20 protein-coding genes and 1 tRNA gene are annotated in these 25,692 nt (G+C 55.2%); 7 read left to right on the forward strand and 14 right to left on the reverse strand.

All coding sequences use genetic code 11. From position 1 onward, the window contains the following. Positions 1 to 16: 16 nt before the first annotated feature. From VJ956_RS09740 to rpmH, 8 genes are all read right to left on the reverse strand, one after another. On the reverse strand, positions 17 to 514 hold the full coding sequence (locus VJ956_RS09740; protein WP_324084361.1) for a DUF3833 domain-containing protein: 498 nt from the start codon (positions 512 to 514) through the stop codon (positions 17 to 19). Positions 515 to 748: 234 nt separating this feature from the next. Next, positions 749 to 3,097, reverse strand: coding sequence for a bifunctional diguanylate cyclase/phosphodiesterase (locus VJ956_RS09745; protein ID WP_324084242.1), 2,349 nt, complete (start codon positions 3,095 to 3,097; stop codon positions 749 to 751). 48 nt (positions 3,098 to 3,145) lie between these two features. Further along, positions 3,146 to 3,955, reverse strand: a complete 810-nt coding sequence (locus VJ956_RS09750; protein ID WP_324084244.1) for a tetratricopeptide repeat protein — start codon at positions 3,953 to 3,955, stop codon at positions 3,146 to 3,148. Between the two features lie 85 nt (positions 3,956 to 4,040). Continuing rightward, complete coding sequence (gene mnmE / locus VJ956_RS09755) at positions 4,041 to 5,408, reverse strand: tRNA uridine-5-carboxymethylaminomethyl(34) synthesis GTPase MnmE (protein WP_324084245.1); 1,368 nt, start codon at positions 5,406 to 5,408, stop codon at positions 4,041 to 4,043. A gap of 75 nt (positions 5,409 to 5,483) precedes the next feature. Then, positions 5,484 to 7,205: a membrane protein insertase YidC gene (gene yidC / locus VJ956_RS09760; protein WP_324084246.1), complete on the reverse strand. Its 1,722-nt coding sequence runs from the start codon at positions 7,203 to 7,205 to the stop codon at positions 5,484 to 5,486. Between the two features lie 4 nt (positions 7,206 to 7,209). Beyond that, complete coding sequence (gene yidD, locus VJ956_RS09765) at positions 7,210 to 7,509, reverse strand: membrane protein insertion efficiency factor YidD (RefSeq protein ID WP_324084247.1); 300 nt, start codon at positions 7,507 to 7,509, stop codon at positions 7,210 to 7,212. Beyond that, the gene (gene rnpA / locus VJ956_RS09770; protein WP_324084248.1) at positions 7,509 to 7,916 is read right to left on the reverse strand and encodes a ribonuclease P protein component; all 408 of its coding nucleotides are present in this window, start codon (positions 7,914 to 7,916) and stop codon (positions 7,509 to 7,511) included. Before rnpA ends, yidD begins: the two co-directional genes overlap by 1 nt. Before the next feature lie 15 nt (positions 7,917 to 7,931). Next, on the reverse strand, positions 7,932 to 8,066 hold the full coding sequence (rpmH, locus tag VJ956_RS09775) for a 50S ribosomal protein L34 (RefSeq protein ID WP_324084363.1): 135 nt from the start codon (positions 8,064 to 8,066) through the stop codon (positions 7,932 to 7,934). Positions 8,067 to 8,655: 589 nt separating this feature from the next. Here rpmH and dnaA point away from each other — a divergent pair. The 5 genes from dnaA to gyrB all read left to right on the forward strand — a co-directional run bounded on the left by dnaA (position 8,656) and on the right by gyrB (position 16,315). Then, complete coding sequence (gene dnaA / locus VJ956_RS09780) at positions 8,656 to 10,110, forward strand: chromosomal replication initiator protein DnaA (protein WP_324084249.1); 1,455 nt, start codon at positions 8,656 to 8,658, stop codon at positions 10,108 to 10,110. A 66-nt stretch (positions 10,111 to 10,176) separates the two neighbouring features. Continuing rightward, a complete protein-coding gene (gene dnaN, locus VJ956_RS09785) occupies positions 10,177 to 11,280 on the forward strand; it encodes a DNA polymerase III subunit beta (protein WP_324084250.1) in 1,104 nt (367 codons plus the stop codon). 71 nt (positions 11,281 to 11,351) lie between these two features. Next, positions 11,352 to 12,623 (forward strand): AarF/ABC1/UbiB kinase family protein, encoded by a 1,272-nt coding sequence (locus VJ956_RS09790; protein ID WP_324084252.1) that lies wholly within the window; start codon positions 11,352 to 11,354, stop codon positions 12,621 to 12,623. 96 nt (positions 12,624 to 12,719) lie between these two features. Further along, positions 12,720 to 13,847, forward strand: a complete 1,128-nt coding sequence (gene recF / locus VJ956_RS09795) for a DNA replication/repair protein RecF (protein ID WP_324084255.1) — start codon at positions 12,720 to 12,722, stop codon at positions 13,845 to 13,847. Positions 13,848 to 13,900: 53 nt separating this feature from the next. Then, a complete protein-coding gene (gene gyrB, locus VJ956_RS09800) occupies positions 13,901 to 16,315 on the forward strand; it encodes a DNA topoisomerase (ATP-hydrolyzing) subunit B (protein ID WP_324084257.1) in 2,415 nt (804 codons plus the stop codon). Between the two features lie 196 nt (positions 16,316 to 16,511). Here the strand turns inward: gyrB and VJ956_RS09805 are convergent, their stop codons facing one another. From VJ956_RS09805 to VJ956_RS09815, 3 genes are all read right to left on the reverse strand, one after another. After that, the gene (locus VJ956_RS09805; protein ID WP_324084259.1) at positions 16,512 to 17,258 is read right to left on the reverse strand and encodes a VC0807 family protein; all 747 of its coding nucleotides are present in this window, start codon (positions 17,256 to 17,258) and stop codon (positions 16,512 to 16,514) included. A gap of 173 nt (positions 17,259 to 17,431) precedes the next feature. Continuing rightward, entirely contained in the window at positions 17,432 to 18,706 is a 1,275-nt protein-coding gene (gabT, locus tag VJ956_RS09810) for a 4-aminobutyrate--2-oxoglutarate transaminase (RefSeq protein WP_324084261.1), read from the reverse strand. Between the two features lie 144 nt (positions 18,707 to 18,850). After that, positions 18,851 to 20,581: an ABC transporter transmembrane domain-containing protein gene (locus tag VJ956_RS09815; RefSeq protein WP_324084365.1), complete on the reverse strand. Its 1,731-nt coding sequence runs from the start codon at positions 20,579 to 20,581 to the stop codon at positions 18,851 to 18,853. Positions 20,582 to 20,737: 156 nt separating this feature from the next. Between VJ956_RS09815 and VJ956_RS09820 the strand changes: the two genes are divergently transcribed. Then, positions 20,738 to 22,543 (forward strand): ABC transporter ATP-binding protein/permease, encoded by a 1,806-nt coding sequence (locus VJ956_RS09820; RefSeq protein WP_324084263.1) that lies wholly within the window; start codon positions 20,738 to 20,740, stop codon positions 22,541 to 22,543. Between the two features lie 46 nt (positions 22,544 to 22,589). On the opposite strand, the gene VJ956_RS09825 is transcribed toward VJ956_RS09820, so the two are convergent. Beyond that, positions 22,590 to 22,880 carry a DUF6482 family protein gene (locus VJ956_RS09825; RefSeq protein ID WP_324084265.1) on the reverse strand — a complete coding sequence of 97 codons (291 nt, stop codon included), beginning with the start codon at positions 22,878 to 22,880 and terminating at the stop codon, positions 22,590 to 22,592. A gap of 78 nt (positions 22,881 to 22,958) precedes the next feature. On the opposite strand from VJ956_RS09825, the gene VJ956_RS09830 reads away from it, so the two are divergent. After that, entirely contained in the window at positions 22,959 to 23,384 is a 426-nt protein-coding gene (locus tag VJ956_RS09830) for a hypothetical protein (protein ID WP_324084267.1), read from the forward strand. 67 nt (positions 23,385 to 23,451) lie between these two features. On the opposite strand, the gene VJ956_RS09835 is transcribed toward VJ956_RS09830, so the two are convergent. Both VJ956_RS09835 and glyS read right to left on the reverse strand, forming a co-directional pair. Next, positions 23,452 to 23,528 (reverse strand) — tRNA-Pro (locus VJ956_RS09835). Between the two features lie 81 nt (positions 23,529 to 23,609). Beyond that, the gene (gene glyS / locus VJ956_RS09840) at positions 23,610 to 25,691 is read right to left on the reverse strand and encodes a glycine--tRNA ligase subunit beta (RefSeq protein ID WP_324084268.1); all 2,082 of its coding nucleotides are present in this window, start codon (positions 25,689 to 25,691) and stop codon (positions 23,610 to 23,612) included. Position 25,692 lies beyond the last annotated feature (1 nt).

Consider the following 25,692-nt stretch of genomic DNA (forward strand, 5'->3'; position numbering starts at 1 on the left):
CAGTTCCGCCTCAAGGTCATCGCTTTTGAATCACCAGGACAATTTCACCAACGTCAAACCCCCATTTGGTCATGGTAGTTTCGTTAATCAGAGTATCCGGAGTGACCAGGTACATCCAGTCATCCATGCTTACGTCAATGGAGTTATCACCATCGCCATAAGCCACCCGCAGCACGTAATTCATATTGATGGCGTTACCCTGCCAACGCATGGTACCCGGCTCCACTACATCACCGGCATCCGCGTGCAGGGTGCCGTCATTGTTGGGGGTCAGAGTCCAGACCCGGGTCTGGACTTCGCCATCGTCAAACCGGAAAACCTCATCCAGGGTTCCGACACCCTGACTGTTCCAGCTTGCAGAAATGTCAGCATCGAATGTTCTTATCACTTCACCCGACCTGTTTTTGACCACTCCCCGGGCAGACAGTTCACCGTCAAAAAAAGTCTGGGGGATCAGTTCAGGCTCCATGTCGCTGTAATCATCGAGCCCGGGGCCGGCGCAACCGGCAAGCACAGCGCCAGCCACCAGTGTCGCCAACACTAACCTGAGACGGGTTACCAGGCTATCAGAGAACAGGCTTCCACGGCTTGTTTGCATGATTTCAGACTCCCACACTGTATTATTGCTTAGATCCATGGGAATACGCCGGTTGTCGCTGATTCGATCAGCACATCAGGCTGTGGTCCGGCCCGGCAGAATGCCTGTCCCGGCTGCAAACTGAAGCAAACGGCAACGGCAAACCGGGCTTTAGCGACCGGCCTGATCGTCAGGCTCGGGTACGGGCATGCTGAAGTACTCACCCTGGGAAAAATCAATGCCCAACTCCCGGACCCTGGCCTGTACCGATTCATTGTGGACAAACTCGGCCACCGTCTTCATGTTCAGGCTGCGGGCAAACTGAACAATGCCGCTGGTTACCAGGAAGGCGGTATTATCAGCGTCAAGGTTACGGATCAGACTGCCATCGATCTTGATGTAGTCCACGTTGAGGCTTGACAGGTGGGCGAAATTTGAATAACCGGTACCAAAATCGTCGATGGCTACCCGACAGCCGAACGGTTTCACCTGCTCGATAAAACCATGGATATGGTCGTAACTGGAGATACTGTCAGATTCCAGAAGTTCAAAAATAACCCGTTCTCCTATACCCGAAGACTCCAGCGCCGTCAGAATCTGACCAACGGTTTCGGGCTCGGTGATATCAGCGTAGGACAGATTGATCGAAAACTCATCGTCACGGTCAATGAAACGGGCAAAGCATTTGGTGATCATCAACTCGGTAATTCGCCGGTTGAGTCGCAATTTGTTGGCGATATCGATAAACCGTCCGGCACTGATCACAGTACCGTCGGGCTCTATCATTCTTACCAGACACTCATATTTGGTGATCCGGCCGCTGTGATTGTCATGAATCGGCTGAAACCAGGGGACGAGGCGGTCATGGTCCAGCACTTCCTTCAGGCGATCAGCCCAGTAAAGATTGTTCTCGTAGTTTTCCTCAACTCCCACTGACGGATCGTACAACAGGTGGTGGCGGCCCTGTTCACGAGCCTGCAACACGGCTACTTTTGCCTGGCTGACCAACTGGTCGGCCGCGTCTTCGGGTTTGCGGCGGCTGCGCATGGCGATACCTATACTGACATCTACCGGCAGTTGCTGGTGCTGCCAGTAAACCCGTTCAACTGTAATCAGCGCCCGCAACTGCCCGGCGAGCTGGTGAACATCCTGCGGCGCCATCGCTGTTGCCAGAATGGCAAACTCATCGCCGGGAAGCCGGTACACCCGGGTGATCTCACCGCTGGAGCCAGAGCCGAACGCGATCAACCGGTTGGAGATTTCAAGCAGAACATGGTCTCCGCACTCATTGCCAAACAGACTGTTGATCTGGTTGAAGCGATCGAGGTTGATAATCAGCAGTGAGGCGGCATTAAGGCTCTCCAGATCCCGTAGCAGACGGGCCCGGTTCGGCAGGCCGGTAAGGGCGTCGGTGTAGGATGCCTGTAATTCACGGATCAGCTGGACGATCCTGTACAGCAGGTAAAAGCTCAACAGCAGCATGGCTGATACCGTACCCACCAGAATCCTGTAGTTGATACGTTCCATGGGACGAAGCACCGCATTGATTTCATCTACCGGAACACCGGCGCCGTAAATCATGCCTCCGGCGGTTGCTGCGTAATAGAGTTCTATGTTCTCGCCACCGACATTCAGACGCCGGGTTTTAAGGGTTTCAGGCTCGCCTTGCGCGGACGGTCCGGTTATATCAGTTGACAACTCCAGAGCCAGAATGGCGTCGATCAGGACCTGGTGCTTGCGGGTATCCTCGCCCTGACTGAGGCTGGAAAGATTACGGTTGTTGCGGTCATTCAGGAAGGCAAAGCTGTTTTCAGTCGCAGTGACCCCGCTGACAATATCGATAATCTGGTCGGCACCCCAGGCTGTCGTGGCTACCCCCAGCAATTCTCCCTCGCTATCAAACATCGGACTGGCCACGCTCAACACGGCTCTTTCGGTGGTCAGATCAAAATAAACCGGAGACCAGTATACTTTCCCGGCATTTTTCGCCTCGCCGGACCACTGGGGCCCGAGAGTGCGATCAAACCAGGGGGCGTTGCGATAATGGCCATAACGCTCTTCGGTATTCAGCCTGGTCAGGCGGTCATCATTTTCACCGGAAATAAAATAAGGCATGTAACTGGAATCCGGTGCTGCCAAGAAGCCGGGTTCAAACCACAAGCCGGCGCCCCCGGCCCCCTGAAAATCCCTGGTATGCGCTCTGATCGAATTTTCCAGCCGGGTTCGCAACGCTGCTTGACCAATTCCGGAAAACCCGCTTGCCAGCATTTCATGGAAGCTCTCTCCCACGTTGGCCAGAGTGATTGTATGACTTGCCAGCGCGGTTTGCCGGGCATTGATTCGCGACAGGCCCGCTCCAACCACTTCCGTGATCTGTTGGCGGCGGATATCGGAAAGGGCTTCTCTGGAATAATTCAGATTCAGGGTTGACAGCGTGAACATGCCGACGATAAACACGAGCAACAAAAACACCAGCATCCACATGACGGACTGACGCGACGACACGTTTCTCTGGTCCATTCGGTGGCTGAATGGCGTCCCCGGCATTAATGACTATCCTCAAGCATTTTAACGGTACTGATCTATAGCTGCTTGAGCGTCCTTGTTCCCCAGCTTTGCGGATTCATTGAACCAGTGTACAGCCTGATCCATGTTCTGGCCGACACCTTTACCACGAGCATACATGTAACCCAGCAGCAAAGCGGCTTCACCAGAGGCGGGCGCGGCCTTCCGGGCCCATCTTAGCGCATCGTTGTAGTCTTCCAGGACAAACGCAATCCTGGCCATATTCACCTGGGATCGCAGGTCGCCCTGATCAGCCGGTTCTCTGCAGGCTTTTCTGGCGGTGCTGTAATTCCGGATGCTGGTCAACAGGTAGCAGTCACTCAGCAGCTGATCAGCAATCTGCGGTTCGTCGACACTGGTGACTTCGGTTTCAGTCGGGGTGACGGTTTCGCCGGGCGTTGTCTGTTCCGGTGGCCGCGGCTGTGCTACCGGTTCCGGCACTGCTTTCTGTCTGGCGCGCTGCTGATTGACCCGTTTCGCGAATTCAGCAACCTGTTCAGGACAGGAGTAGCCGTAACCAAGGTTATAGCGTTCAAGCAAGGCGCGGATGGCCGGTTCCTCAGCGTATTCTTCGGCAACCGCCTGGCAGCGCAAATCCCGTTGCTGCCGGATTTCCGGCAGTATCGATGCCCGCTCCGGATCACCCTGATGCTCGATGAGGTAATTGGTTAACGGGTCGATATAAGGCTGATCAAACAGGGCCTGACGCTCCGCCTGGAGTGGATCCACGGATTTTCGGAACAGCTGTTCGCTGTCAATAATGCCACAGCCGGCAAAAAACAGCGTCATAAGACAGATTAAAGGGCGATACATCAAAACTCACCAGGAATTTTCGCGAATCGGTAGGAAGACAAGTTTACACGGAAAACGCCCGTTTCAAACTGTTTCCGTTGATAGATCATTTCCCGATACAGAAACTGCTGAATATTTTACCCAGCAGATCGTCCGGCGTCATGGCACCGGTGATCTCGCCCAGGGCATCCTGGGCAGCACGCAGATCCTCCGCCAGAAGTTCGCCCGCGCCATATCCCTGAAGCTGGCTTGCGCCCTGAAGCATGGCAGCCTTTGCCCGTTCCAGGGCATCCAGGTGCCGTCGCCGTGCCAGAAAGCCACCTTCATTGGTACTGGCAAAGCCCATGCAGGCCTTGAGATGATCCCTCAGAGTCTCCAGACCCTGGCCAGACCGCGCGGAGATCCGGACCACGGGGGCAGTGGCCGCTGTCTGCTCTATTCCTATAGCTTCACTGGTGAGGTCGACCTTGTTACGGATGACCGTTAACGGTGCATTGTCCGGGAGCCGATCGATGAAATCCGGCCAGAGCTGATGGGGCTCTATCGCCCCTGTCGACGTAGCATCAACCATCAACAGAATCCGGTCGGCCTGACCGATTTCATCCCACGCCCGGGCGATACCGATCTGCTCTACTTCGTCCGGACTGTCTCTCAGGCCGGCGGTATCAATAATATGCAATGGCATTCCGTCGATAAGGATATGTTCCCGCAATACGTCCCGGGTAGTCCCTTCTACTGCCGTTACAATGGCCGCTTCACGCCCGGCCAGTGCGTTCAGGAGGCTGGATTTGCCGGCATTGGGTCGGCCGGCAATAACCACTTTCATACCTTCCCGGAGGATCGAACCCTGCTGTGCTTCGGCCAGAATATTATCGAGATTTTCCAGCAACTGGCGCAGATCGTTTGCGACCTTGCCATCAGCGAGAAAATCAATTTCTTCCTCCGGGAAATCAATGGCGGCCTCCACATAAATACGCAGATGGGTAACAGCCTCAACCAACGCCTCGATACGGCGGGAAAAAACCCCCTGCAGGGATCGTACCGCGCACCTGGCAGCCTGCTCGGAACTGCTATCAATCAGATCCGCAATCGCCTCGGCCTGAGCAAGATCAAGCTTGTCATTGAGAAAGGCTCGCTCGGAAAACTCTCCCGGCCGGGCAAGCCGGGCTCCGAGATCACAAGCCACTCTCAGCAGGAGGTCCAGAATGACGGTGCCTCCGTGCCCCTGCAATTCCAGCACATCCTCCCCGGTAAATGAGTGAGGGCCGGGAAAGAACAGACCAATACCTTCATCAATCAGCTGATTGTGCTGATCATGAAAAGGTCCGTAATGGGCATAGCGGGGTCTGGGTATGAATCCCAGCATCACCCGGGCAATGCCCCCTGCCCCGGGGCCACTGATTCTGACAATACCAACACCGGACTGGCCCGGTGCGGTGGCAATCGCAGCGATGGTTTCGGTGACGTTCGGCATCAATCTCTATTCCTGAAACAGCAGAGGCCCCTGATAAGGAGCCTCTGAAAGCAAAATCAGAACTGGCAGCTGGAATCAGCTCTTTCTGGCTGCCATCTCGCCCTCGATTTTGCGGGTAATGTACCACTGCTGGGCAATGGACAGAATGTTGTTGGTCAGCCAGTAAAGAACCAGACCTGCGGGGAACCAGAGGAAGAAAATGGTAAATACAATCGGCATCAACTTCATGATTTTGGCCTGCATCGGGTCCGGTGGTGTCGGGTTCAGGCTCATCTGCAGCATCATGCTGGCACCCATCAACAGTGGCAGAATGAAGTAAGGGTCCATAACCGAAAGGTCATTGATCCACAGCATGAAAGGTGCGTGACGTAACTGCACACTTTCAAACAGGACCCAGTAAAGTGAAATGAACACCGGCATCTGTACCAGTATCGGCAGGCAGCCGCCGAGCGGGTTGATTTTTTCTTTTTTGTACAACGCCATCATTTCCTGGGACATGCGCTGACGATCATCACCGTAAAGTTCCTTCAGGCGAGTCAGTTGCGGAGCTACCGCCCGCATTCTGGCCATGGAACGGTAACTTGTGGCGGACAGTTTGAAAAATACCGCCTTGACCAGGACTGTCAGCAGGATAATGGCGACGCCCCAGTTGCCGACCAGGCCATAGAACCAGTCCAGAACAATAAACAGTGGCAGGGCGATAAAGAACAGAAAGCCGAAATCGACAGTACGATCCAGATTCGGTGCAATATTCTCCAGGCGCTCTATGATTTTTGGCCCGACATAGGCCCGGGCAGACACCTCGGCGGTTTCGCCCGGGGAAACGACGGTTGCCGGATAGACAAAGCCCATAACAAACAGATTGCCCCGGCGGGTGCTCTGAAACTGGGCGGTCTGACCCTGTTCCGGGATCCAGGCTGACAGGAAATAATGTTGTAGAAACGCGAGCCAGCCGTTGGTAACGGACTGGTTTATGGGAGTTTCCCGTAAATCATCAAAATCATATTTGTCGTAGGGGTCTTCAGCCGAGCTGATAACCATGCCCAGGAAAGCCCGGATGCCGAGACTGTTCTGTGCGGTCGGGTCCGGTGCCTGATCGCGCACGATCTTACCGGTCATATTGGCTTGCCAGGTCTGATCTGACTGGTTATCGATCAGATATCGGACGTCTATCTCATAGCTGTCGCGCGCAAATCTATACTGTTTGGTAACCTCAACGCCGGTTTCAGTGGTCAGTTCGAGATCAACTGTCAGTGAGTCCTCACCTTCCTCAAGGACGTACTCATTGGCTGAGGTCCGGTAAACAGCCGCCTGCTCGCTGGCGCGACTGTCGACCCCGTTCTTGCCAATCAGGCCGCTTTCCATGATGTAGGTACGCTGGCGGGTGTTGGTAAGGATGCGCAGAGCTTCTTCACTGTCCAGTGAACGGTCGTACTGCAGCAGCGATGTTTCAACCAGGTTACCGCCCACCCGGTCGATGGTGAGGTGGTAAACATCAGTGCGGACCGTGATCAGCTGATTGTTGACCTGAACATCGGGATCGGCGCTGGCCTCAATGCTTCCGCCCTCTTCCGGAACGGAGAATTCCTCATCAGCAGAGGTGTTCTGGCCCGTTGAGCCCTGGACCGAAGATTCAGGCAGAGTGAGATTGTCGGCATCACCGGAACTGGTCAGGGTCTGCTGCTGCTGGGCAGTCTGTTGCTGTTGCGGCTGGTTATAGTCTTCGTTCCAGGCCAGTATCATCAGATAGCTGACAATTGCGAGGCCGGCGTAAATTACAATGCGTTGAATATCCATACACTCAGCGTTTTGTCGGGTTGGTAGTTGAGTTCTGGCCAGCCGGCTTGCAGCAGGCAGTCACAGTCGGGGTAGAGCCTTTGCGGTCATCGGTACCCGGTACCGGATCATACCCGGCTTTAGCCCAGGGATGACATCGCAGGAGTCGTCTGATCGAAAGCAAAAGACCTTTCAGCCCACCATGATGAGTGATCGCTTCCACAGCGTACTGGGAACAGGTGGGATAATAGCGGCAGTGACTGGCCATCATCGGACTGATGGCATACTGGTAGAAGCGGAGAAGCAGGAGCAACAATTTGCGCATTAACCCGTTCCTCTGTTGCTTTCCGGCCGTTGCTGGTCGAATGTCGTCCTGGAGTGTTGGTATTTTCGCCTGAGTCGCGACCAGAGATCATCCAGCAACTCATTCAGCTTTGCGTTATCAATATCGGCCAGACCGCGTCTGCCAAGAACGATAATGTCCAGGGGCGGCAAATCCGGCTGAAGCCTGAAGGTTTCGCGAATTCTTCGTTTTATCCGGTTGCGCTGAACTGCAAGCTTCAGATTTTTTTTCGAGAATACCAGTCCGATCCGGGAGTGCTGCTCTGAGTTTAACGTGGCCAGAATCAGGAAATTCCGGTGTGGAACCCTGATCTGGACGTTATCAAAGACTCTGGCGTAATCCCGTGGGGTCAGCAATCGCGACGATTTAGGAAAGCTCAGAGGCTTCATCAGGTAATGGATACGTTACGCGGACAGACGGGCACGCCCTTTGGCACGACGACGTGAAATAACTTTCCGGCCATTCGGTGTTGCCATACGAGCACGGAAACCGTGAACGCGCTTACGCTTCAGTACGCTTGGTTGAAACGTTCTCTTCATGATGACGATCTCACAATACGGGTTAGAAATTTGGCGTATTGGCTGGAAAATTAACAACCAAAACAGGAGCGGCATTCTATGCAATACGGCGGTGGAATTCAATGGTTAAAACCTGATCGGAGGGCTGACTGTGGAAACGGCCAGTAACTGTAGTTTCAAGTCTTTTTAAATCTCTTTAAAGATTACTACTACTGTTATTAGCTAACGGGTTTTCTGTGGGTATCCGTTAAAAAAGACCGTCAGACAAGGTATTGCGGAGCTTCAAACTCTGTTGATAAGGCCCTCTGAGGGCTGTGGACAAGCCAGGGACGAATTGTGGGTAATTCCCGGACGTCGGAAAGACCCGGTTTATCCACCATAGTTACCGGCTTTTGCACAGTCCTCAGGCGGGGTTATGGACAGGGAACTGTGAATAACTATTTTCACCACTTTTTCTGTACACAACCTTGTAGATAAATCAGTAAATAGATGATAAATAAAATAAAAGATTTACACAGGCTGTTTATTACTTGTCTTTTGCCCTTTCACTCAAGTGGCCTGCAGGTTAGAATTCCGGGTCACGATTTTAGGCATCGGAGGCAAGACTGTCGTGCCAAACAAACTCTGGCATCAGTGTCTGGAGGTGCTCCGGGATGAGTTTCCCGCGCAGCAGTTCAACACCTGGCTCAGGCCATTACAGTCCGATCATCGGGAAGGCAAGCTGATGCTGTTTGCCCCCAACCGGTTCGTGATGGACTGGGTGAATGAAAAGTATCTGCGGCGCATCGAGGAAGTGCTCAAGGATCTGGAAGGGGGTCAGGCACCCAGAGTCGGTATGGTGGTCGGCTCTGCACCCAGCAGTGGGTCTGAACTGGTTTTACGCTCGGCGACGGCGGCGAATGGCAGGGTCGCCGAGTCTGAAACGGCCAGTGGTACTGTCACCGACGAGGAAAGAGTCGTTGCCGAAACTGCAGCAATCCCCAAAGCAGGGCCGGGGATGAACCGGGTCCGACCCTCGGTGCAGGTTGAAGGCGATATCAAACATCAGAGCTTTCTTAACGAGGGATTTACCTTCGACACCTTCGTCGAAGGTAAATCCAACCAGCTTGCGCGGGCAGCCTCCATGCAGGTAGCGGAAAATCCTGGCGGAGCCTACAACCCGCTGTTTCTCTACGGCGGGGTTGGCCTGGGTAAGACCCATCTTATGCACGCAATCGGTAATGAAATAGTCCGCCGTAACCCGCGTGCCAAAGTGGCATATTTGAGGTCCGAGCGGTTTGTGGCAGATATGGTCAAGGCTCTGCAACTGAACGCCATTAACGAGTTCAAGCGGTATTATCGTTCTGTTGATGCCTTGCTGATTGATGACATACAGTTTTTTGCCCGCAAGGAACGCTCTCAGGAGGAGTTTTTCCATACCTTCAATGCGTTGCTTGAAGGTGGACAGCAGGTGATTGTTACCTGTGACCGGTTTCCGAAGGAAATCGTGGATATGGAAGAGCGGCTGAAATCGCGTTTCGGCTGGGGGCTGACGGTGATGGTGGAACCGCCAGAGCTGGAAACCCGGGTTGCGATCCTGATGAAAAAAGCCGAACAGGTAAATGTCAAACTCAGTAGCGAGGCGGCTTTTTTTATTGCCCAGAAAATCCGGTCGAATGTGCGGGAGTTGGAAGGAGCGCTGCGCCTGGTGATAGCGAATGCTCACTTCACGGGAACCGAGATTACCCCGCCGTTTATCAGGGAAAGTCTGAAAGACCTGCTGGCGCTGCATGAAAAACAGGTCAGTATCGACAACATCCAGCGCACAGTGGCGGAATACTACAAGATCAAGGTGGCAGATCTGCACTCCAAGCGGCGCACCCGAACGGTTACCCGTCCGCGGCAGCTGGCAATGTCGCTGGCCAAGGAACTGACCAACCACAGTCTGCCGGAAATTGGCGATGCGTTTGGAGGGCGAGACCACACCACGGTTCTGCATGCGTGTAAGAAAATTGTTGAACTCCAGGAAACCGACCCGGGTATCCGGGAGGATTATCAGAACTTTATGCAGTTACTGACCAGCTGATGATTTAACCTGCTACAGGTAGTAGCTGATACCCGTTCACCATCCGATAAAAGAATGTTGAGTGCCATGAAACTGACGATCAGCCGAGAATCTTTGCTTATCCCCCTGCAGTCCATAGCCGGAGTGGTGGAGCGCAAACAGACCATGCCGGTGCTGTCCAACGTGCTGCTGGTGGCCGAGGATAATACCCTGACTCTGACCGGCACCAATATGGAAGTGGAACTGGTGGGACGGGTTAGCCCGGTTCACGTGGACCAGCCAGGACGTATCACGGTTCCGGCACGAAAACTCTCCGATATTTGCCGGGCTCTGGGTGAAGAAGCATCGATTGAGCTTGCGCTTGATGGCGACCGCCTGCATCTGCGCTCCGGGGCCAGCCATTTCACGCTCTCGACCCTGCCGGCGGAGCATTTTCCCAATGTCGAGGACGAGCAGGAAAGTTTTTCTCTGGAATTGCCCCAGAAGGAACTGGGTCGCATGCTCGATGCCACGGCCTTCGCCATGGCGCAGCAAGATGTGCGTTATTATCTCAATGGTCTGTTACTGGAAGTCGACAAGGACCATGTACGAACGGTTGCCACTGACGGCCATCGGCTGGCGATGGCCCATGTCGACCTGGATACCGGCTGCACGGAAGCCCGTCAGGTTATAGTTCCGCGCAAAGGTGTTCTGGAACTGGCCCGGCTTCTGGATGATGTGGAGACTCCGGTTACCCTGATAATCGGCGACAACCACCTGCGAGCGACGGTGGGATCCTACACCTTTACCTCCAAGCTGATTGAAGGCCGCTTCCCGGATTATAATCGGGTCATCCCCAGAGGTGGTGACAAGGTTGTGCTGGCAGACCGTATAACCCTGAAAAACACCCTGCAGCGCGCAGGCATTCTGTCACACGAGAATATTCGGGGAGTGCGGCTGAATCTGGCAACCAACGAACTGGGGGTGTTTGCCAACAATCCGGATCAGGAGCAGGCGGAAGACGCTTTGGCTGTAGAGTATCAGGGCGAATCACTTCAGATCGGTTTCAATGTGGGCTATCTGGTGGACGTCATGAATGCGCTGGATGATGACCAGGTCAAGATCACCCTGGCCAATCCGAACAGCAGTGCGCTGATTGAATCGGAAAAAGACAATCGATGCCTGTATGTGGTTATGCCAATGCGGCTGTAGAGTTCAGCGACTGCAATGAAGTTTCAAAATCTGTGACGGTCGGCACCGTCGGGAAATTAAGGAAGGCAATTATGGCAAGGGTTATCAACAGCCTTAAAGGCGCATTCCGGATCGGCCAGACGCTATCCGTGCTGGGTCGGACCGGGGTAAACTGGGTGCGCGGTGAACGGCCGCCGGCGCCACGGCTGCTCCGTGAGACTTTCGAGTCACTGGGGGCGACCTACATCAAGCTGGGTCAGTTCATTGCAAGTTCTCCAACCTTCTTTCCAAAAGAATACATTGAAGAATTCCAGTATTGTCTTGACCGGACACCCAGCCTTCCTTACAGCGTGATCCGGAAAATTATCCGTCAGGAGCTTGACCGGCCGATCGAGGAAGTGTTTTCCGAGATTGATCCGGTGGCGCTGGCCTCTGCTTCCATTGCCCAGGTTCATGCAGCAAAACTGGTTACCGGCGAAGATGTGGTGATCAAGGTCCAGAAGCCGGGTGTGGAAAATATTCTGCTGACCGATCTTAACTTCCTGTACCTGTCGGCGAGAATTGTGGAAACCCTGGCGCCAAAACTTTCCTGGACTTCAATGTCCGGCATCGTGGAAGAAATCCAGCGAACCATGATGGAAGAGTGTGACTTCATCAAGGAAGCGAACAATCTCAAGGTGTTCCGGGAATTCCTGCTCAACACCCATAATGAAGATGCCACGGTGCCCAGGGTGTATGAGGTTGCAAGCACCCGCCGGATTCTGACCATGGAGAGATTCTACGGCGTTCCTCTCACGGATCTGGAAAGCATCCGGGGCTATGCCCGGGACCCGGAGCGTACTCTGATTACAGCGATGAATACCTGGTTTTCCAGTCTGACCCAGTGTGAATTTTTCCATGCCGATGTGCACGCCGGTAACCTGATGGTGTTGAGAGATGGTCGGGTCGGCTTTATTGATTTTGGAATCGTAGGTCGCATCCGGCCGGATACCTGGGAGGCGGTCAGTGACTTTATATCAGCAGTGATGGTCGGCAGCTTTGATGGTATGGCCGATGCCATGATCCGGATCGGGGTCACCCATAAGCGAGTGGTGGTCAGTGAGCTGGCTGAGGATCTCCGTAAACTCTACGGCCAGATGGACCGGATGGTGCCGGAAGATGGGCCGTATTATGCCGAGCAGGCTGATGACGACGTAAACAACATCCTGATGGATATGGTGAAGGTGGGCGAGAACCATGGGCTTCACTTCCCCAGAGAGTTTGCCCTGCTGCTGAAACAGTTCCTGTATTTTGATCGTTATGTGCATATTCTGGCACCGGAGATGGATGTGTTTATGGATGAACGTTTGAATCTGCTTCACTGATCGGCTGTATAAGCCGGGTTTGTATAAATCGGGGCAGCGTGCCGACAGGCCGCTGCCTTTTTTGGTTCCCCCGCTGACCAGAGACTTCATTGATTTATGGCGCTGGTTAAACTGCAAACAGAACATTTTCGCAATCTCACGGGCGCCCCTGTTAACTTTTCCCCCTCTATCAATCTGCTGTTCGGTGAAAACGGCAGCGGCAAATCCAGCGTTCTTGAGGCTATTGGTTATCTTGGTCTCGGTCGCTCGTTCCGGGTGGGTCGGCATCAGGCTGTGGTCAGCCACGGCCAGAAAAAGCTGACGGTGTTCGGCGGTATTGATCGTGGCCACGAGCTGGTCACCGAACCCGCTCCCGATAATGGCATTCGCCACCGGCTGGGAATTTCCCGCGATACCAGCGCCAAAGAGACAGTACTTCGGGTGGACGGAGAGGCTGTGAGAAACATGTCGGTGCTGGCAAAACATCTTCCGGTATCAGTGATCGACCCGGGGGTATTTGATATTGTCGCCGGTGGTCCGGGCAACCGCAGGCAATTTCTGGACTGGTCAGTGTTCCACGTGGAACCTTCTTTTGCGGCGGTGTGGCAACAATGCCAAAGAGTCATATCACAGCGGAATCGGATCCTCAGAAATGGTAGACTGGATCCTTCGTTGATGAAGGTCTGGGATAGCCAGTACACCAACCTCACCGAAACAATGACCAGGTCACGGCAGCATACTTTTCAGCTTTTCTCCGCGGCCTTTTTTCAGCTGCTCGGTGAAATAGAAGCGCCCTGGGTGGAAGGTCTGAGGATCGAATTTTACCCCGGATGGGATGATAGCCAGTCGTTGCTGGATGTGCTCAATTCTCATCGGGAACAGGAGCTGAAAATGGGCCATACCCTGTATGGGCCAAACCGGGCTGACTTGCGGCTCAGGTTTCACGGCAGGCCGGTGGCTGAAACCTTCTCGCGGGGGCAACAGAAGACTCTGGTTATTCTGATGAAAATTGCGCAGGGTGTGGTGATGGCGCAGTTGCAAAAGCAGGTGACGTTTTTGCTCGATGATATCAATGCCGAACTTGATGTCGGCCACCGCGCTATGCTGGCGGCAAAATTGCAGGAGCTTAAATGTCAGGTATTCATGACCTCCATTGAGCCGCCGAAGCCGGACCAGTTATGGCCACATTCATTGCCCGATTACAGAGTGTTCCACGTGGAACATGGAAAAATGACGGAAGCATAAAACCCGGATCAGTGAGTCCATCCAGCCGGAATATCACCCTCAGGAGTTTCTGAATGAGCGAATCGAACTACAATTCCTCCAGCATCAAGGTTCTGAAAGGCCTGGACGCAGTACGAAAAAGACCCGGCATGTATATCGGTGATACCGACGACGGCACGGGTCTGCACCATATGGTTTTTGAGGTCGTGGATAACTCAATCGACGAAGCCCTTGCCGGCCATTGTTCCGAGATCGGCATCGTTATTCACCCCGATGAATCGGTTACTGTCAGGGATAACGGCCGCGGTGTTCCCGTTGATATGCATGAAGAAGAAGGGGTCTCCGCCGCAGAAGTAATTATGACGGTGCTGCACGCCGGCGGTAAATTTGATGACAACAGCTATAAAGTGTCCGGAGGATTACACGGTGTCGGGGTTTCCGTTGTTAACGCACTTTCCGCCTCCCTTACCCTGACCATCCGCCGGGATGGCAAGGTATATGAACAGAGTTACGCAGAAGGCGTGCCCAAAGGTCCTCTGGCCGTGGTTGGCGATACCGAAGCCAGTGGCACCAAGGTGCATTTCCGACCGTCGCCACTCACCTTCACCAATATTGAATTTCACTGGGATCTGCTGGCCAAGCGATTGCGTGAACTGGCCTTTCTCAATAGCGGCGTCCGTATCCGTTTGCAGGATGAGCGCAGCGGCAAGGAAGAAATCTTCGAATACGACGGCGGACTCCGGGCGTTCGTAGAGCACCTCAATTCCACCAAGACCCCTATCAACCGGGTTTTCCATTTCATCAAGGATCGCGATGACGGCGTGGTTGTTGAAGTGGCCATGCAGTGGAATGATGCTTTCCAGGAAAACATCTACTGTTTCACCAATAACATCCCGCAAAAAGATGGTGGCACCCACCTCGCCGGTTTCCGCGCTGCCCTGACCCGTTCACTGAACAATTACATTGAACACGAGGGCCTGGGAAAGAAGGCAAAAGTCTCGACATCCGGCGATGACGCCCGTGAAGGTCTGACCGCGATCATCAGTGTAAAGGTGCCGGATCCCAAATTCTCTTCCCAGACCAAGGACAAGCTGGTTTCTTCCGAGGTGAAAACTGCCGTCGAACAGGAGCTGTATCAGTCGTTTGCCGATTTCCTGCAGGAGCAGCCGGGTGAGGCCAAGCTCATCGTCAACAAGATGATTGAGGCCGCTCGCGCCCGTGAAGCTGCCCGAAAGGCCCGGGATATGACCCGCCGCAAAGGTGCGCTGGATATCGCAGGCCTGCCGGGCAAACTGGCGGACTGCCAGGAAAAAGATCCGGCGCTATCAGAACTGTTCATCGTAGAGGGTGATTCTGCCGGTGGCAGCGCCAAGCAGGGCCGTGACCGGAAGACCCAGGCCATCCTGCCGCTCAAGGGCAAGATCCTGAATGTGGAAAAGGCGCGCTTTGACAAGATGCTGTCTTCCGCCGAAGTTGGCACCCTGATTACCGCCCTGGGTACCGGTATTGGCCGGGAGGAATTCAATGCCGACAAGTTGCGCTATCACTCGCTTATCATCATGACCGATGCCGATGTGGATGGTTCCCACATCCGTACCCTGCTACTCACCTTCCTGTTCCGTCAGATGCGAGAACTGATCGAGCGTGGTCATGTATTTATTGCCATGCCCCCGCTTTATAAAGTGAAGCGCGGCAAGCAGGAGCAATACCTTAAAGATGAAAAAGCCAAAGAAGCTTATCTGACCCAGACCGCGCTCGAAGGCGCACAGCTGTTTGTTAATGCTGACGCACCGGCACTAAAGGATTCCGCACTGGAAACCATGGTCAAAGACTACCAGGCGGTGATGAACATGATCGACCGGCTGTCACGGGCCTATCCGGCAAAAGTGCTGGAGCAGATGCTGCAGAACGTCACACTTAGTGTAGCTGACCTGAACACGGAAGAATCTGTTGCCCGCTGGGTAGCCCGGCTGGGAGATGGCCTGGAACTGGACACCCGCACGGGTACCAAATACACCTTTTCGGTCACCAAAGACGCCGAGCGCCACATCTACCTGCCCAAAGTTACCATCTACGTCCATGGCATTGCCCATGAGCACGTCTTCAGCCACGAATTCTTCGACTCTTCGTCCTACGCTGCGATTGCCCGTATGGGAGAAACCCTCGATGGCCTGCTGGAAGACGGCGCCTATATACAGCGGGGTGAACGCAAACAGAAGGTGCTGTCCTTCGAAGGGGCACTGGACTGGCTGATGAAGGAAGCCCAGCGCGGCCTCGGCATCCAGCGTTATAAGGGTCTGGGTGAAATGAATCCCGAGCAGTTGTGGGAAACCACCATGGATCCGGAAACCCGCCGGATGATGAAGGTGACAATCGAGGACGCCATTGCCGCGGACCAGATTTTCACCACCCTGATGGGGGATGAAGTGGAACCGCGTCGGCTGTTTATCCAGGGTAACGCGCTTCAGGTCACCAACCTGGACGTATAAACCGGCCTGGTGTCGGTCTTGCGGTAGGTCAACGAATTATTAGGCTGAAAGGAAGTAGGCGGACACGTCCATTCAGGACACGCCGTGAATACATCCATGTAGTCTCGGATGCAGCATCCCTGCTGCATACGGTCCTGAATGGACGTGTCCGCCTGCTTATCTGCTCATTAATAGCCAGTAGTAGCCAGACGGGACATTAGGACTTCTCTTCCTGCTGCTCGTGCTTTTCGGCAAGGTGAGGAGCCATGACGTCTTCCAGGGTATACCCGGTCAGGCGCCGTATAGTTCGCCAGAGATAGTAAAAGATGGCTATCATCATGATCATCGAAGGGATAGCGATCATTGGATAGCTTACCAGTGTCATCCGGCCCAGTTCCTCATTAAAGGCCTGAGTGCCGGACGGGCTGGTAACAATCCATTTGGCCAGCACGTAATTCATGATTGAGGAAAACAGGAAAGTAAGGCTGAAGAAGTAACTGGCCTTTTGCAGGCGGTCACTGAACTCGTGTTCGGTGTTGTTCTCTTGCAATACTGCCTGGATTTTATCGACGTTCAGAATGGTCGGGTTATATAGCAGCGTTTTGACCAGCGGGTAACGGGTACGGGTCGAAATCAGTACAGCGATACCGATAACTGCAGGCACGGCTGCTTCCTTGACGGCCAGCCAGTTGGCATCCAGCGCCAGCAGGCCGATACCACCGGTCAGGCCCACACTGATAATCCCCAACACCGCAATAAAGTTGTATTTACGGTAGCGGATCAGCTCGAACAGCCCCCAGCCAAGAGGAAATGCCAGGCCGATTATCAGTGCCATAACGCTGCCCAGGTAATCGTCGCCGGAGAGTTTCATCAGAATTACCGACGGGATGATGATACTGACCAGCAGATCAATCCAGGGCCTGGGTTTATGGGAGGGAATACTGGCGTTCGCTTCAGAAGTCATAAAACGACCTGGTAGGAGTGCAAGATAAACAATACACCCGCAGTATACGATGATTCGAAAACTATCTGAAACCGCAGGGTATGGTGGGAGGCATAAAAAAACCGGCCAGATTATTTCCGGCCGGTTTTCTTCTGAACGATCACCAGAAACCGCGTCAATAAGTCGCGCGAATCCTAGCCCAGTTCTTTCAACGCACTCTCAATGATGCCCAGACCTTCTTCCAGAATCCCGTCTTCAATGGTGACCGGCATCAGGAAGCGGATGGTATTGCCATACATGCCACAGCTCAACAATATCAGGCCATGCTCCTTGGCATACTTGGTCACCGCGCCGGCAAAATCAGCCCGTGGCTCCTTGCTGGTTTTATCGGTCACCAGCTCAATTGCGGCCATGGGCCCGAGATTACGGACATTGTCGACCTGAGGGAACTGCTCCTGCCACTGCTGGAAGCGCTTGTTTAGCTTTTCACCGAGTCGTTGGCTCTTGCCAAGAATATCTTCGGTTTCAAAGATTTCCATAACAGCCAGCGCCGCTGCGCAAGCGGTGGGGCTGCCGGTGTAGGTGCCACCCAGGGAATTCGGGCCGGATGAATCCATGATCCTGTCGGTACCGACAATGGCCGAAATCGGCATGCCATCGGCCATACTCTTGGCCATGGTCATCATGTCGGGCTCTACGCCACTGTGCTCAATGGCGAACATTTTTCCGGTACGGCCAAAACCACTCTGGACTTCGTCACAGATCATGACAATGCCGTGTTCGTCGCAGATTTCGCGGATTTTTTTCAGGAAGCTGGGCGGTGCCGGATAGAAACCGCCCTCGCCCAATACCGGTTCGATGATGATAGCCGCGGTTTCATCACCCGGGGAGTCTGCTTTCATCGCCATGTGCAGGCCGCGGATAGCTTCGTCTTCGTCTACCCCATGATAAGGCACGGGATAAGGCGCCCGGAAAACGTTACCGGGCATGGGGCCAAAACCGGTCTGATAGGGCGCGGCTTTGCCGTTCATGGCCATGGTGAAGAAGGTGCGACCATGGTAACCACCGTCGAAACAGATGACATTCGGGCGTCTGGTGGCAGCGCGCGCAATCTTGACCGCGTTCTCCAGCGCTTCGGCGCCACTGTTTGCCAGCATCACCTTGGCGTGACCGCGAACCGGCACAATGCTGCTCAGTTTTTCCGCCACGCGAACGTAGCCTTCATAAGGCATTACCGTCTGGCAGGTGTGCATCAACTTGTCCAGTTGTGCCTTTACCGCTTCAACCACCTTGGGGTGGCGATGACCGACATTCAACACACCGATGCCGCCGGCAAAGTCGATCATCCGCTTACCATCAGCATCCCAGAGCTCGGCGTTGGTGGCGTGGTCTGCGAACTGCTCGTTTGCGCTGGCTGCACCTGCCGCAACATAGCGTTCTTTGAGTGCCTGCAATTCTTTGTTCGTCACTTTGCCTCTCCTAAACTCGAATTAGTCAGCCTATTATACAGAAATTACGGCCCCGTTTCAGCGGGCCGTGGTTTGTGCTGATATACCTTCGTCATGGCTGACCACCGTTATGGCCGTCGTTATCCGTACTGGGAGTTGCCGCCGTCACTGAGTTTCGCGAAACTGCAGCTTTGCCAGCTTCCGGTAAAGCGGGTTGCGTTTCACCAGCTCATCGTGCCGGCCGATATCCTGAAGCCGACCGTCGTCGAGTACTATGATGCGGTCGGCGTGGCGCACCGTTGCCAGCCTGTGCGCGATTACCAGTGTTGTGCGGTCCGACATCAGACCAGGCATGGCCTGTTGAATGAGGTATTCACTTTCCGCATCCAGCGCGCTGGTTGCTTCGTCGAGTAACAGTATAGGTGCATTTGCCAGCAGCGCCCGGGAAATGGCCAGACGTTGTTTCTGACCGCCGGAAAGCCCGATTCCGCCATCCCCCAGGCGGGTTTCATAACCCTCGGGGAGTCCCCGGATGAAGTCATGGGCGTGAGCAATGCGGGCTGCCTCCACCATGTCCTCATCGCTGGCATCGGGTCGGGCATAACGGATGTTATCGGCAATGGTGCCATGAAACAGAGCCGGGCTTTGCGGAACCAGCGCGAAGCAGCGGCGCAGGTCATGCAGGCTCAGGCGCCGGGTATCGGTGCCATCAAGCAGAATCCGGCCTTTATCCGGATCATAGAACCGAAGCAGCAGATCAAACAGGGTCGACTTCCCGGCACCGGACGGACCCACCAGTGCGATTGTCTCGCCTGCATTAATGCTCACGGACAAGCCATCGAGCACCTTTCGATCCGGCCTGGATGGATAGCTGAAGCTCAACCTGCGAATATCCAGGCTGCCCGCCACCGGTTGCCTGAGTGGCACCACGGAATCCGGCACCGGCGGCAGCTCATTTTCAGCTTGTAGCAGCTCAAAGATACGGGCTGCGGCGCCGGCGGCTCTTTGCAACTCACCAATCACTTCACTGATTGCCCCGGCGGCAAGACCCACCAGAAGACTGTAGAATACGAAAGCGGCCAGCTCACCCGGGCTGATTTGTCCGGAGATCACGTCCAGACCACCAATCCATAGCACAACCCCTATGGCGCCCATCACCAGAGTAATGGCGATGGTGGTCAGCCAGGCCCGTTGGCGGATGCGGCTACGGGCGATATCGAAGGCGTTCTCGGCGACGGTGCTGAAAAAGGCACGGTCATGGGGCTGATGGTTGAAGGCCTGCACGGTTTTGATCTGGTTCAGATTTTCCCCGACGTAGCTACCCACCTCTGCGACCCGGTCCTGGCTCAGGCGGGAAAGGCTACGCACCCGGCGCCCGTAAATCAGAATCGGTACGATCACCAGTGGAAACCCGAGCAGGATGATGCTGGCGAGTTTGGCGTTGGTAACGAACAGCAGAATCAGCCCGCCTGCCAGCATCAGGCTGTTGCGCAGCGCAATAGAGACGGTGGAGCCGATCACTGATTGCAAGACAGTGGTATCGGCGGTAAAGCGGGACTGGATTTCCAGGCTGCGGTTGTGATCGTAAAAGCCCGGGTGCAGGTCGATCAGGTGGTTGAACACCTGTTTACGGATGTCTGCCACGACCCGTTCGCCGATCCAGCTCACCAGATAGAAACGGGCAAAGGAACCAAAGGCCAGGCCCACCACCAGAATAAAGAAGATCCCGATTGAGCGGGACAGCATGACCGGGGACTGGGTAGCCAGGCCCTGATCCACCAGAATCCGCAGCCCCTGGCCCAGGCCGAGAGTGACGCCGGCAGTGAACACAAGGGCGGTGAGTGCGCCTGCGACCGCTTTTTTGTAAGGGCTGATAAAGGTTCGGGCGAGGATCAGCGCGCGCCGGTGTGTGGATTTGATGGGAAACTCCTTGCCGGTTCACAGGTGAGCCAATAGAGACAGACAGGCGTAAGGCTGTACCATAACGCCCTGACAGTATACGCCTCCAAGCTCTAACCCGACCGCTCTGAATAACTGAAGGACAGGCCGCCTGTGCGATCCTACGCTGACAACGACTATCCCGCCGGGCACAAGCCGGACTGGCGCATCATTTCCGGATTATGGCCTTACCTTGCGGAATTCCGGGGCCGGGTCATTGTCGCGGTTATCTGCCTGGTTGCAGCCAAGCTGGCAACGGTAGCGACCCCGGTGGCCCTGAAATACATTGTGGATTATCTGGATGAAGGTCGCAGTGGTGATCTGGTGTTGTGGATTCCCCTGCTATTGGTGACCGCCTACGGCACCCTGAGATTCAGCAGCACCCTGTTCAGTGAATTACGGGATGCAGTGTTTGCGCGGGTGGCGGAAAGAGCCATGCGCCGGGTTTCGTTGCGGGTTTTCCGCCACCTTCATCAGCGCGAACTGGGGTTTCATCTGGACCGGAAAACCGGTGGTCTGGCCCGGGATATCGAGCGGGGCACTAACGGCATCAGCTTTCTGCTGCGGTTTACCCTGTTCAATATAGTGCCGACCCTGCTTGAAATTGCGATGGTGGCAGTCATTCTGACGGTGGTGTTCAATCCGGGTTATGTGCTTGCCATTATCGGCGCGGTGGTGGTCTATGTGATGTTCTCGGTGAAGGTTACCGAATGGCGCACCAGGTTTGTACGGGAGGCCAATGCCCGGGACAACCAGTCCAATTCCCGGGCGGTGGACAGTCTGCTGAACTATGAAACCGTCAAATACTTCAACAACGAGGAGTTTGAAGCCGATCGTTACGATCAGGATCTGGAAAGCTGGGAACACGCCCGCCTGAAGAACCGCCTGTCGCTGGCCGCACTCAATGCCGGGCAGGCGCTGATTATCGGCATCGCCATGATCGTGATCATGGGCATGGCGGTCACCGAAGTGGCCGCTGGAGAAATCACTCTGGGTGACTTCACCATGATCAATGCCTACCTTCTGCAGCTGTTCATTCCGCTCAATGCCCTGGGGTTCGTCTATCGCGAGATCCGCCAGGCTCTGGTCAATGTCGAGCGCCTGTTCGGACTGCTGCAGCAGGCTCCCGTTATTGAGGATGCCAGTGATGCCAGGGAACTTGAGGTAACCGGCGCTGAAGTGCGATTCGAGGACATCCATTTCCGCTACCACCCCGACCGGGAAATCCTCAAAGGAATCAGCTTCACCATACCGGCTGGCTCAAAGGTGGCTGTGGTGGGTGCCAGTGGCGCCGGCAAATCCACCCTCGCCCGCCTGCTGTTCCGCTTTTTTGATGTTGATCAGGGTCGCATTACCATTGATGGCCAGGATATCCGCACCGTCACCCAGGACAGCCTGCGCTCGGCCCTGGGGGTGGTGCCCCAGGACACGGTACTGTTCAATGATACCCTTTACAAGAATCTGGCCTACGGCAGGCCCGATGCGACCGAAGAAGAGGTAAGGCAGGCGGCACAGCTGGCACACCTGGACCGGTTTATTCACACTCTGCCGGAAGGCTATCAGACCCGGGTTGGCGAACGTGGTCTGAAACTGTCCGGCGGTGAAAAGCAGCGGGTGGCGATAGCGCGGGTGCTGCTTAAAAACCCGCCAATCCTGATTCTGGATGAAGCCACATCGTCACTTGACTCAGTGTCGGAAGCGATGATTCTGGAAGCCCTTAACGAAGTCAGCCGCAAGCGTACAACCCTGGTCATTGCTCATCGGCTGTCGACTATCCGTGATTCCGATACTATTCTGGTGATGGACGATGGCCGCATTGTCGAGAGCGGTCACCATAACCAGCTGCTGGCTCTGGATGGCCTTTACGCCCGCCTTTGGCACCAGCAGAACCGGAATGCGGATGACGGCGCCAGTGGCTGACTGCTGACGCACTACCGAAAATTCCGTGGCAGCAAACAGACCTGATTCAGAGCGGCACCCGCATGGTTTCGCTGCTGGAATCCGGCATACCAATCATTTCATCAGTGCCGGTAGGCGGAATGATTTCGGTCTGTTGCACCTTGTAGTCCTGAAAATATTCGTGGGCGGCCGGGGCCCCGGAAAACATCACGGGTTTGTCATGGGCATCTGTCAGCACATAACCCTGATTGTTGAGATAGAATCTCGCCATGTAATAGCGACCTTCCATCGAGACAAGTTCCAGTAACGAGATGGTATCGCGTTTGTGGGATTTCAGTTCGCTGGCGTTCATGTGCATCGGAAGTCTCTCTTGTAATCCAAAACGTAAGAACAGGTACGGAGACTCTTTGAGAACAGGTCAAAAAACGGGTCAGATATGAGCAGAATTGATTTGGTCCAGCAACTGGTCGCTGGACATCTGGACAATCCACACGACCTGCTGGCGCTGCGACTGATGTTTCCACCGGACCGAATCGAAGTTGCCATTGATAAGGAAATCAAAGAGTTGTACACATATCCGGAAAGGCTGCAGACCAGCTACTGCGATGAGTGGCGTTTGCTTGCCGTCCGGGGCCTGTTCCGACACGGCTTCAGTGACAACGGGCAGGCGGATGAAAAGAATCTGGAGCATTACCTCGGATTTCTTCGCAGCGAGGCAATTCCCCGGTGTATCCGTGAAAACATCGAACTGTTCCGCTGTCTCGGCGAGATTCTGCTGATCGCGCAGGCTGATAACACCCTGGTATTCCGCGATCCGAAGCGACGGGCCGTGATGAGGCTGATCTGGCCGGAGGGAAAGTAGAAAGCAATTCGGCGCGGGAATAACAGCCTGTTGCTGCCAGCAACCGGACTTAGAGCTGTGGGCTGACTGGTCGGCGTGGCAGGATTCGAACCTGCGACCCCTTCGTCCCGAACGAAGTGCGCTACCAAGCTGCGCCACACGCCGATCAACGGACGGTATTATACGGACAAAACGGGGTTTTTCCAGCCCCGTCAGCTTTTCCGTGGCTGAATCCGCCCGGGTTACTTATGCGGGTGTCGGTAATACCGATATGTCTGCCACTCGCAGGAACAGGTTGCGCAGGCTGTTGAGCATCGCCAGCCGGTTGTTGCGGGTGGCGTCGTCTTCGGCCATTACCATGACTTCATCGAAGAAGTTGTCCACCGGTTCCCGCAGGCTGGCCAGCGAGCTCAGCGCGGCAGCGTAGTCGCCTTTTTCGAACAGTGGCAAAACGGCTGCTGTCTGCTTGCGGATCTGTTGGGCCAGGGCTTTCTCCGCCGGATCCTGCAGCAGGCTGTCTTCGATCAATTCGCCGATGCCCTCGCCACCCTGTTTCATCAGGATATTGGAGACCCGCTTGTTAGCCGCTGCCAGCGACTGCGCTTCCGGCAGTTGGCGGAAGGCCTCCACGGCGTTGACCCGGCGGTCAAAATCCAGCGGTCTTGTGGGGCGACGGGCGTGCACGGCCAGATAGACCTCGGCGCTGATGCCCTGCTCTTCGTAATGGGCACGGAAGCGCTCAAGCATATAGTCCACGACCGTTGAGGCGGTGTTTTGCTCCGTTAACACGCTGAAGTTCTGTTCCGCCCATTCGCAGCAGGTCTGCAGATCCAGTGGCAGTTCCCGCCCGATGACAATCCGCAGTACACCCAGGGACGCCCGGCGCAGAGCGAAGGGATCACGGGTGCCGGAAGGCGGCTGGTTGATGCCGAACAGACCCACCAGCGAGTCCAGCCGGTCAGCGATGGCGACGGCACAGCCGGTCAGAGAGGTGGGCAGGTCGTCACCGGCAAACCGGGGCATGTACTGTTCGTTCAGGGCGCTGGCGACATCCTGGTGTTCACCATCGTTGGCGGCATAGTACTGGCCCATGATACCCTGAAGGTCGGTGAACTCCAGCACCATTTCAGTGACCAGGTCGGTCTTGGCCAGCATGGCGGCGCGCTTCGCCAGTGCCGGATCGCCGTTGATGGCAGCGGCAATTTTCTCTGCCAGCGCGGCGACCCGCACGGATTTGTCGTAAATACTGCCCAGCTTGTCCTGAAATACGATCGGTTTGAGCTGGTCGATCCGGTCTTCCAGGCTGGTTTTACGGTCGGTCTCGTAGAAGAATGCAGCGTCAGCCAGACGTGGGCGGATCACTTTCTCGTTGCCGGAAATCACCTGTTTCGGGTCTTTGCTTTCCAGGTTGGCCACGGTGATGAACAGCGGAAGCATCCTGCCATCGGCGGACACCACGTGGAAATATTTCTGGTGCTCTTTCATGGATGAAATCAGGGCTTCTGCCGGCACCTCCAGAAAACGTTCCTCGAAACGGCCCATCAGCGGCACCGGCCATTCGTTCAGGGCAGTGACTTCATCCAGAAGGTCGTCATCGATGACGGCCAGGCCATCGGCCTGGGTTTTCGCGATCGCAGTCACACCCCTGCGGATCTTTTCCCGGCGTTCGGCGAAGTCAGCGATTACATACCCTTCCTGATGGAGCACGACTTCATAGTCGCCTGGTGTGGGTACGATCAGGAATTTCGGGCAATGGAAACGGTGACCGCGGGTTTTGTTGCCCGGGGTCAGGCCCATAATGGGGGTATCAATCACTTTGTTGCCGAACAGCATGATGGCCCAGTGAACCGGCCGGACAAATTCAGTGCGGTGAGCGCCCCAGCGCATGCGCTTGGGAATCGGCAGGGCGGCCAGCGACTGGTCAACCAGTTCCGGCAGCAGCTCCACGGTCGGGCGGCCTTTTTCAATGGTGCGATATACCACCCAGGCACCCCTGTCGGTTTCAAGCGTATCCAGCTGATCCGGTGTTATGCCCAGGGAGGTGGCGAAGCCGGTCAGAGCCCGGGTGGGATTGCCGGCATCGTCGAAGGCGGCCTTGACCGCCGGCCCGCGTTTCTCCACCGGCTTATCCGGCTGGGCGTCACCCAGTGAACGGATTCTCACCGCAAGGCGGCGAGGGGTGGCAAAGCTTTCTACCTTGCCAAATGCAATGCCCGCCTCCTGAAGACCTTTGGAAATACCCTGGGTAAAGGCGTCAGAAAGTGGCTTGAGGGCCTTGGGGGGGAGCTCTTCGGTGCCCAGTTCGACCAGAAAATCCTGTGTTGCCATG

This window comes from Marinobacter sp. (genome assembly GCF_035268745.1).
GTDB lineage: Bacteria > Pseudomonadota > Gammaproteobacteria > Pseudomonadales > Oleiphilaceae > Marinobacter.